Raw genomic sequence first — 8824 nt, forward strand, 5'->3', positions numbered from 1 at the left:
GGCGGCCTCGGGCCAGCACGTGCGGCTGGCTCTGACGGCCCCGACCGAGCGGATCTCCGAGGGCCCACGGCGCCTGAACGAACAGGCCATGTAGGTTACCGCCTCAGGTCTGCAGTTCTTGTGTCGGATGTCACAGTAGGCCGGTGTGCCTACTAGGCTGTAAAGGCGATTCGGTCGTGTATCGATGATCTCGAGCAGGCCTGGCGCACAGCGCCGTGACATCGCCACATCCGGCTTTGATGAAGATCCACGAGGAGGCCTGCGTGAGCGCAGCGGCAGAGCAGCAGGCGACGGCCAAGCTGACGATCGGTGAGACCACCGCAGAATTCCCGATCGTGCGCGGCACGGCCGGGCACGACAGCATCGACCTGTCGACGCTGACCCGCCAGACCGGCTACACGGGTCTCGACTACGGTTTCGTCAACACGGCGTCGACGAAGTCCGAGATCACGTTCATCGACGGTGACCAGGGCATCCTGCGGTACCGCGGCTACCCGATCGAGCAGCTGGCAGGAACGACCAGCTATCTCGAAGTCGCCTGGCTGCTGATCTACGGCGAGCTGCCGTCGGCCGCCGAGCTCGCGGAGTTCGACGAGAAGATCCGTCGGCACACGCTGCTGCACGAAGACCTCAAGCGCTTCTTCTCGGCGCTGCCGCATACCGCGCACCCGATGTCCGTGCTGTCGTCTGCGGTGGCCGCGCTGTCGACGTACTACGAGGGTCAGACCGACCCCCACAACCCCGAGCATGTCGAGCTCAACACGATCCGCATGCTCGCGAAGCTGCCTGTGATCGCCGCGTACGCGCACAAGAAGAGCGTGGGTCAGGCGTTCCTCTATCCCGACAACTCGCTCGGCTTCGTCGAGAACTTCCTGAAGCTCAACTTCGGGGTGCTCTCCGAGCCGTACGAGATCAACCCGGTCATGTCGAAGGCGCTCGAGCTGCTGCTCATCCTGCACGAAGACCACGAGCAGAACGCGTCGACGTCGACGGTGCGCCTGGTCGGATCGACGGGCGCGAACCAGTTCGCCTCGATCTCGGCAGGCATCCAGGCGCTCTCAGGCCCGCTGCACGGTGGAGCGAACGAAGCAGTGCTCACCATGCTCGGTCAGATCCGCGACTCGGGTCAGAGCGTCTCGCGCTTCGTCGAGCGGGTGAAGAACAAGGAAGAGGGCGTGAAGCTGATGGGCTTCGGGCACCGGGTCTACAAGAACTACGACCCGCGCGCCAAGCTCGTCAAGGAGGCCGCTCGCGAGGTTCTCGCAGAGCTCGGCGTCACCGACCCCCTGCTCGACCTCGCGCAGGAGCTCGAAGAGATCGCCCTCGCGGACGACTACTTCAAGGAACGTCGCCTCTACCCGAACGTCGACTTCTACACCGGCGTGATCTACAAGGCGATGGGCTTCCCGACGCGCATGTTCACGGTGCTGTTCGCCATCGGACGTCTGCCCGGCTGGCTCGCCCAGTGGCGCGAGCTGCAGCTCGACCCGCAGACGAAGATCGGCCGCCCGCAGCAGCTCTACACAGGCTCGCCCGAGCGCACCTTCCAGACGCGCTGAGCCGACCCGCGATGCCTGTCGTCAGCGCGGAGGCGGTCGTGCCGGTGGACCCTGCGACGGCCTTCGCGGTGTCGCAGACGACCGGGGCGATCCGACGGCGCTGGGATCCGTTCATCTCCGAGCAGCACTTCCTCGACGGAGCGGATGCCGCAGCAAAAGGTGTGCGCACCTTCACCCGGCAGCGCCTCGGCCTGTCGATGGTGAGTCGCTACGTCTCGTACGCTCCGCCGACCAACGTCGGCATGGTGATGGAGCGAGGGCCGTGGTTCTTCACCAAACTCGGGGGCGGCTGGCGGTTCACGGAAGCCCCCGGCGGCACGTTGGCGGTGTGGAAGTACAACTTCTCATGCCGACCTGCATGGCTCGCGCCGATCGCCGAATGGATCGGTGCGCGGGTGCTCGGGCACGAGATCCGGCGACGCCTCGCCGGCTTCGTCCGCGGATGCTCTGACGCCGAGGTGCTGGCGGCAGTGCGCCGCTGAGGGCAGCGGATGCGGGCGGCTCGCCGTCGACGGGGCAGACGAAGAGGCGGGTGCGCCGATGCCTGAGCATCGGCGCACCCGCCTCTGACGTGTCGTGGTCGGCGACCCGAGGGTCAGCGACCCTGCGATCCGCGACCGCGGCCACCCTGGCCGCCGGCGCGTGACTGACCGCCCTGACGGGATCCGGCCTGCGCGCCCTGGCCGCCCTGAGCGGGACGGGGGCGGCGGCTGCGACGCGAGGGCGGGTTGGCGGCGGAGTTGCGCTCTCCGCCGGCCGGACGCTGCTTCGCCGACTGACGCTGGGGCTGTGCCTGGACCGGTGCCGGGCGGACGTGCGGTGCCCGCTCGGGAACCAGCTCGGTCACCGCAGCCGAGGTCACATCTTCGAGCGCTGCCGAGATCGCTGCCTTGCGCAGGAGATCCTTCACATCACGACGCTGCTCGGGCAGGACGACCGTGACAACCGTGCCCGCGGCGCCGGCGCGTGCGGTGCGACCGGAACGGTGCAGGTACGCCTTGTGCTCCATGGGCGGGTCGACGTGGACGACGAGGTCGACGTTGTCGACGTGCACACCACGGGCCGCGACATCGGTGGCTACGAGGACGCGCACGCCGCCGTCTGCGGGATCGGACGAGAAGGCGCCGAGGTTGCGCTCACGAGCGTTCTGCGAGAGGTTTCCGTGCAGGTCGACGGCGGGGATCCCGGCGGCGGTGAGCTGCTTGGCGAGCTTCTTCGCCTGGTGCTTGGTGCGGGTGAAGAGGATCCGACGGCCGGTACCGGACGCGAGCTCGCGCACCAGGGTGGTCTTGTTGTCGGTCGAGTCGACGACGAGCACGCGGTGCGTCATCTCGCCCACGGGCACGCTCTCTTCATCCACTTCGTGGCTGACCGCGTTCGAGAGGAAGCGGCGGGCGAGGGTGTCGATGCCTCGGTCGAGAGTCGCGCTGAAGAGCAGACGCTGGCCACCGGCCGGCGTCGCGGTCAGGATGCGGGTGACGCCGGGGAGGAAGCCGAGGTCGGCCATGTGGTCGGCCTCGTCGAGCACGGTGACCTCGACGGCGTCGAGCTGCACGACCCGCTGCTTCATCAGGTCTTCGAGACGGCCGGGGCACGCGACGACGATGTCGACGCCGCTGCGCATCGCCTGCTCCTGCGGACGCTGGCTGACTCCACCGAAGACGGTGGTGACGCGCAGGCCCTTGGCCTCCGCGAGCGGGGCGATCGTCGCCGCGATCTGCGTGGCGAGTTCGCGGGTGGGAGCGAGCACCAGGCCACGAGGGTGACCGGGGCGGCTCGAGCGCGAAGATGCGGAGAGTCGGGCGACGAGGGGGAGCGCGAACGCGATCGTCTTGCCGCTGCCGGTGCGGCCGCGGCCGAGAAGGTCGCGTCCGCCGAGGGAATCGGGAAGCGTGTCGCGCTGAATCGCGAACGCCTCGGTCTTACCGTCCTTGGCGAGGACGGCGGCGAGGTCGGCGGGCACGCCGAGATCGAGGAAGGAAGTCATGAAGTATCTCCGAGAATGCACGCACGAACCGACGGGCCGGGTGCGGGAAGGTGGGCGACGGCGCGGGATCGCGCATCGTTTCGCCGTTCGAAATGGCCAGAACCAAGCAAGTGGCGCGGGAGCGTGTCGACGACGCAGACGTCTCGCATCGCGAGGAGCGTCAGCCCGACACTATCACGCGTCCACGGGAGAAGGCTGAGACGCGGTCCACGCCGCGCGTCGCGGGGTCAGGCGTGGAGGGCTTCGTTCAGCGTGACGCCGACGCCGGCGCGACGCACCGCTTCGACTGCGCCGCTGAGCGAGTTGCGACGGAACAGCAGACCGTCCTGGCCTGAGAGCTCGGCGCCCTTGACCGACTTCCTGCCGCCGTCGGCTGTCGCCGGACCGTCGACGAGCACGATCTTGGTGCCTGCGGTGACATAGAGTCCCGCTTCCACGACGCAGTCGTCGCCGAGCGAGATGCCGATCCCGGCGTTGGCGCCCAGCAGCGTGCGTGCCCCGATCGAGACGCGGTGGGACCCGCCGCCCGAGAGCGTGCCCATGATCGACGAACCGCCGCCGATGTCGCTGCCGTCACCGACGACGACGCCCTGCGAGATGCGTCCTTCGACCATCGACGAGCCGAGCGTTCCGGCGTTGAAGTTCACGAAGCCCTCGTGCATGACCGTCGTGCCGGGGGAGAGGTGCGCTCCCAGGCGCACGCGCGACGCGTCGGCGATGCGCACACCGGCCGGCTGCACATAGTCGGTGAGCCGGGGGAACTTGTCGAGACCCTGCACCTGGATGCCGGCGCGCTGCAGCAGCGGCCGCAGTCGGGCGGCGTCGTCGGGGTGCACGGGCCCGGCATTGGTCCATGCCACGTTCGGCAGATGCGCGAAGATCCCGTCGAGGTTGAGCTCGTTCGGCCGCACCACGAGGTGCGACAGCGCGTGCAGGCGCAGGTAGGCATCGACGGTCGATGCGGGCGCGGCATCCAGGTCGATGTGCAGCTGAACCGCCTCGACGCGCACATTGCGGCGCTCATCGGGGCCGACGAGCGCGTCCATCGTCGCGAGTGCTGCAGCCGCATCGCCCGGCGTCGGGGCGCTGGTGCTCACCTCGGGGAACCAGGCGTCCAGAACCGTGCCGTCGCCGGCGATCGTCGAAAGTCCGGTACCCCATACGGTGCGCGCCTCAGTCATGTCTCCACGGTATCGCGAGGCGGGCGGAGCGATGGCACAGATGACGGGTAAGTAGGCTGGGGGAATGCTGCTCGATCTGACCGCGTCCTCTGTCGACCTGACCCGTGCGATCTGCGACATCCCGAGCGTGTCAGGAGACGAGAAGACACTCGCGGATGCCATAGAGGAGTCGATCTCGGCATACTCCCACCTCGAGGTGATCCGTCACGGCAACACGATCGTCGCCCGCACCAACCTCGGTCGTCCGCAGCGGGTGGCGATCGCCGGACACATCGACACCGTGCCGATCAACGACAACGTCCCGACCAGGGACGTCGAGGTCGACGGCGTGCCCCACCTCTGGGGTCGCGGAACCGTCGACATGAAGAGCGGCACGGCCGTGCAGCTGAAGCTCGCCGCGGAGCTCACGGAGCCCTCCGTCGACATCACCTGGATGTGGTACGACAACGAAGAGGTCGAAGCGTCGAAGAACGGACTCGCCCTGCTCGCCGCCGTGCGTCCGGATCTGTTCCAGGCCGATTTCGCGATTCTGGGTGAACCGTCCAACGGTCAGGTCGAGGGCGGATGCAACGGCACGATGCGGGCGATCGTGCGCACCGCGGGCGTCCGCGCGCATGCTGCCCGCGCCTGGATCGGCGAGAACGCCATTCACCGCGCGGCCCCGATTCTGGCGCGACTGGCCGAGTACCGAGCCAGAGAGGTGCCCGTCGACGGGCTGCTGTATCGCGAGAGCATGAGCGCCGTCCGGATCACCGGAGGTGTCGCAGGCAACGTGATTCCCGACGCGTGCGAGGTCGAGGTGAACTACCGCTTCGCTCCGAGCAAGTCGGCCGCGGATGCGGAAGCGCACATCCGCAACCTCCTTGCAGGCTTCGACGTCGAGATCACAGATGCCGCAGAGGGCGCACGACCCGGCCTCGACGCACCGATCGCACAGGAGTTCGTCGCCGCGGTCGGCGCCGAGCCCCGCCCGAAGTACGGCTGGACCGACGTGGCGCGGTTCTCAGCCCTCGGCATCCCCGCCGTGAACTACGGACCGGGAGACCCGCACCTCGCGCACCACGATGAGGAGCGGGTGCCCCTCGCGCAGATCGACGCGGTCGAGCGAGGACTGCGCGCATGGCTCAGTTCGCGCTGACGCTCACCCGTCGTTGGGCGGGCGCTCCGCTCCCGTTGCGGATCGCGCTGGTCTACCTGGCCGCGCGTGCGGTGACGACCGCGCTGATGATCGCGGCGGCAGTGCAGTCGACGTCGCTGTCGCGATTCGGCGCGGATCCCGGCCTCGCCGACTTCATCGTCGCCTGGGACGCGCAGTGGTACTGGCTCGTGGCGGAGGAGGGATACCCGTCCGATCTGCCGCTCACCGAGTCCGGCGAGGTGGCCGAGAACGCCTGGGCGTTCATGCCCGTGTTCGCGTTCGCGGCCAAGGGCATCGGCTTCCTGTTCGGGTCGTGGGGGATAGGCGCCTTCCTGCTGTCCTTCGTCGCCGGGTACTTCGCGTGCGTCGCACTGCACCGCCTGCTGCGCGACCGCATCGGGCAGCAGGCGGCGATGTGGTCGGTCGTCTTCTTCGCGTCGGGGCCGATCGCGGCGATGTTCCAGGTCGGCTACGCCGAGACTCTCTTCCTCCTCCTGCTCTTCCTCGCACTCGACGCCACAGTGCGTCGTCGATACACGTGGCTCTATCTGCTGATCCCGGTGATGGCGTTCACCCGTCCGGGCATTCTCGCGTTCGCTCTGTATCTCGGTCTGCACGGCGTCCTCCGCTGGTGGAAGCGGCGTGAGGACCCGCTTGCGACACGAGAGGTCGTGCACATCGTCACGCTCGGTGCGCTGGCGACCATCGCCGGATTCTCCTGGCAGGTGATCGCCGGCATCGTGACCGGAGACCCGGGGGCCTACCTCGCGAAAGAGCTCTCCTGGCGCCGGAACTGGCTCGTCGGCGGGGTCGAGGGCTTCATCCCCTTCGAGGGATGGGTCCAGGCGTCACAATTCTGGTTCGCGCAGTGGGGGCTTCCGACATCCTGGGGGCCGGTCGTGCTCGCCCTCCTCGTGGTGGGGGCGGGCGCCGCGCTGATCTACCTTCCGCAGGTGCGCGCGCTCGGTCCGGATCTGCGGCTGTGGAGCGCGAGCTACCTGCTCTATCTGCTCGCGGTCTTCTTCCCGCAGTCCAGCACGTTCCGGCTGCTGCTGCCTCTGAGCCCGGCCTGGGGAGCGCTCGCGGTGCCACGGTCGCGCCTCTGGCGAGTGGGCGTTCTGGCCGTCTGTCTGGTGGGCCAGTGGCTCTGGATCTACCACGTCTACGCCCTCGGGAACACCTTCTGGCAGGTGCCGTGAATGTTAAGGCTTGATGCATTTCTTCATAGGGGACATCCAGGTTCGGGTAACACCCGATAAACTGATGTCATACCACCGGAGGAAAAGGAGCCCACGATGGCAGCGATGAAGCCGAGGACCGGAGACGGACCCATGGAGGCCGTGAAAGAAGGGCGACTCATCATCGTGCGCGTCCCGCTCGAAGGCGGCGGCCGTTTGGTCGTCTCCGTGAACGACGCAGAGGCGAAGGAACTTCACGACGTGCTGGCAGCCGTCGTGGCTCCCGCCTGATCGAACTCGAATTCGCGCACGCGGATTCACGAAGAGGGCGACGGATCATCGATCCGTCGCCCTCTTCTTTTCCGTAGCGGGGGTGTGTGCTCAGGCCTCGCCGACGCTGATGAGCTGCAGAAGGCCCTCACCGGAGGTGGAGACCGTGGCGAGCACGGCCGAGGATTCCTGGGTCTCCTGCACGAGTGAGCGATAGGCCGAGGTGACCTCGTCGCGCTGAACCGGGTCGGCGACGCGGCCGCCACCGAGGATCCGAGGCACCAGCACCATCCCGCCCGTGCGCACGAGGCGGAGGCCGTGCTCGACGTAGTCGATGACGTTCTCGGGATCCGCGTCGACGAGCACGATGTCGTACGACGCCTCGTTCATGCGAGGCAGCACGTCGGCGGCACGACCGGTGATGAAGCGTGCCTTGGTCACCGGGATGCGTGCATCGGAGAACGCCTGGCGCGCTGCGGCCAGGTGCTCGGGTTCGTTGTCGATCGAGGTGAGCACAGCCTGCGGTGCGCCCCGCAGCAGCCAGAGCCCCGAGACGCCCGCTCCGGTGCCGATCTCGACCATTGAGCGTGCGCCGGTGGCTGCGGCCAGCACGGCGATCTGCGAGCCGACGGCCGCGCTGATCGGCGACGCGCCGAGCTCGACGGCGTGCGCTCGGGCGCGGGCGATCGGCGACGGCTCCGTGATGGATTCGCGGATGAAACGTGCGTTCGCATCGTTCTCGCTCATTGCCTGTGTCTCCCGACTGAGATATGTGTTCTCCCAGGGTATGCGCTCGGTGCGCGGCACAACGGCAGGCGCGGCGGTAGCCTGGACAGATGCAGTTCGGGATCACCTTCGAGAAGCTGCTGCTCATCGGTCTGATCGCTGTGCTGCTCATCGGACCGGAGCGGCTGCCCCGCTACGCGGAGAGCGTCGGCAAGCTCGCTCGGCGTGCCGGCGAGTTCCTGCGCGACACCAAGAGCCGCGTACGCGACGAGATGGGGCCCGAGATCGACGACGTCGATTGGCGCAAGCTCGACCCGCGGCAGTACGACCCTCGACGCATCATCCGAGATGCCCTCTTCGAAGACGACGGCGCAGCGGCACCGGCGCGCACGGAGACCGTCGTCGCAGAGCCGACGGTCAAGCCCGTTCACACGCCGACAGTGCGCCCCGACTTCTCGCTGTCGAGTCCGCCGCCGTACGATCGCGAAGCCACCTGACGAAGCCACCTGGCTCAGCCACCTGACGCAGCCACAGGTGCGGATGGCATCGCGCCGAGTCTTCAGCCGATGTGGGCGCGCAGCTGCGTGATGTCGTCGTCGGTCAGCAGCGCGCGGGGGACGGCCGTGATCGCGGAGGCGCCGCGGAGCTTCAGCAGCACGGCATCCTTGCCGACGCGAACGCTCTGGAACGTGCGGTAGTCGATGTCCGATGAGCGGGTGCCGGCGCCGATGTGCAGCGCCGTCTCTCCGAGTCGCCCCCATACCGCGGTGCCGGGGGGGGTGGCG

9 protein-coding genes and 1 pseudogene are annotated in these 8824 nt (G+C 68.2%); 6 read left to right on the forward strand and 4 right to left on the reverse strand.

Translation table 11 applies throughout. The features are described from left to right. Window positions 1-239 precede the first annotated feature (239 nt). On the forward strand, window positions 240-1559 hold the full coding sequence (locus J7E68_RS10660) for a citrate synthase (protein WP_251048886.1): 1320 nt from the start codon (window positions 240-242) through the stop codon (window positions 1557-1559). An 11-nt stretch (window positions 1560-1570) separates the two neighbouring features. Beyond that, window positions 1571-2041: an SRPBCC family protein gene (locus J7E68_RS10665; RefSeq protein WP_215172429.1), complete on the forward strand. Its 471-nt coding sequence runs from the start codon at window positions 1571-1573 to the stop codon at window positions 2039-2041. A 113-nt stretch (window positions 2042-2154) separates the two neighbouring features. Here the strand turns inward: J7E68_RS10665 and J7E68_RS10670 are convergent, their stop codons facing one another. Both J7E68_RS10670 and dapD read right to left on the reverse strand, forming a co-directional pair. Then, entirely contained in the window at window positions 2155-3546 is a 1392-nt protein-coding gene (locus J7E68_RS10670) for a DEAD/DEAH box helicase (RefSeq protein WP_251048887.1), read from the reverse strand. Between the two features lie 227 nt (window positions 3547-3773). Then, the gene (gene dapD, locus J7E68_RS10675; protein ID WP_215172430.1) at window positions 3774-4727 is read right to left on the reverse strand and encodes a 2,3,4,5-tetrahydropyridine-2,6-dicarboxylate N-succinyltransferase; all 954 of its coding nucleotides are present in this window, start codon (window positions 4725-4727) and stop codon (window positions 3774-3776) included. A gap of 64 nt (window positions 4728-4791) precedes the next feature. Here dapD and dapE point away from each other — a divergent pair, with 64 nt between their 5' ends. The 3 genes from dapE to J7E68_RS10690 all read left to right on the forward strand — a co-directional run bounded on the left by dapE (window position 4792) and on the right by J7E68_RS10690 (window position 7334). Further along, entirely contained in the window at window positions 4792-5865 is a 1074-nt protein-coding gene (gene dapE / locus J7E68_RS10680) for a succinyl-diaminopimelate desuccinylase (protein WP_215172432.1), read from the forward strand. Further along, window positions 5847-7064: a hypothetical protein gene (locus tag J7E68_RS10685; protein ID WP_215172434.1), complete on the forward strand. Its 1218-nt coding sequence runs from the start codon at window positions 5847-5849 to the stop codon at window positions 7062-7064. Before dapE ends, J7E68_RS10685 begins: the two co-directional genes overlap by 19 nt. Before the next feature lie 96 nt (window positions 7065-7160). Continuing rightward, window positions 7161-7334: a DUF3117 domain-containing protein gene (locus J7E68_RS10690; protein ID WP_017203323.1), complete on the forward strand. Its 174-nt coding sequence runs from the start codon at window positions 7161-7163 to the stop codon at window positions 7332-7334. A 90-nt stretch (window positions 7335-7424) separates the two neighbouring features. Here J7E68_RS10690 and J7E68_RS10695 read toward each other — a convergent pair whose 3' ends face one another. Continuing rightward, a complete protein-coding gene (locus J7E68_RS10695; RefSeq protein WP_215172436.1) occupies window positions 7425-8060 on the reverse strand; it encodes a class I SAM-dependent methyltransferase in 636 nt (211 codons plus the stop codon). 89 nt (window positions 8061-8149) lie between these two features. On the opposite strand from J7E68_RS10695, the gene J7E68_RS10700 reads away from it, so the two are divergent. After that, window positions 8150-8536 (forward strand): twin-arginine translocase TatA/TatE family subunit, encoded by a 387-nt coding sequence (locus tag J7E68_RS10700; protein ID WP_215172438.1) that lies wholly within the window; start codon window positions 8150-8152, stop codon window positions 8534-8536. Between the two features lie 62 nt (window positions 8537-8598). On the opposite strand, the pseudogene J7E68_RS10705 reads toward J7E68_RS10700, so the two are convergent. Continuing rightward, window positions 8599-8824 (reverse strand): annotated as a pseudogene (locus J7E68_RS10705) (YcxB family protein); the annotation flags it as partial.

It is taken from the genome of Microbacterium sp. ISL-103 (assembly GCF_018613995.1).
In the GTDB taxonomy this organism is placed as follows: Bacteria; Actinomycetota; Actinomycetes; order Actinomycetales; family Microbacteriaceae; genus Microbacterium.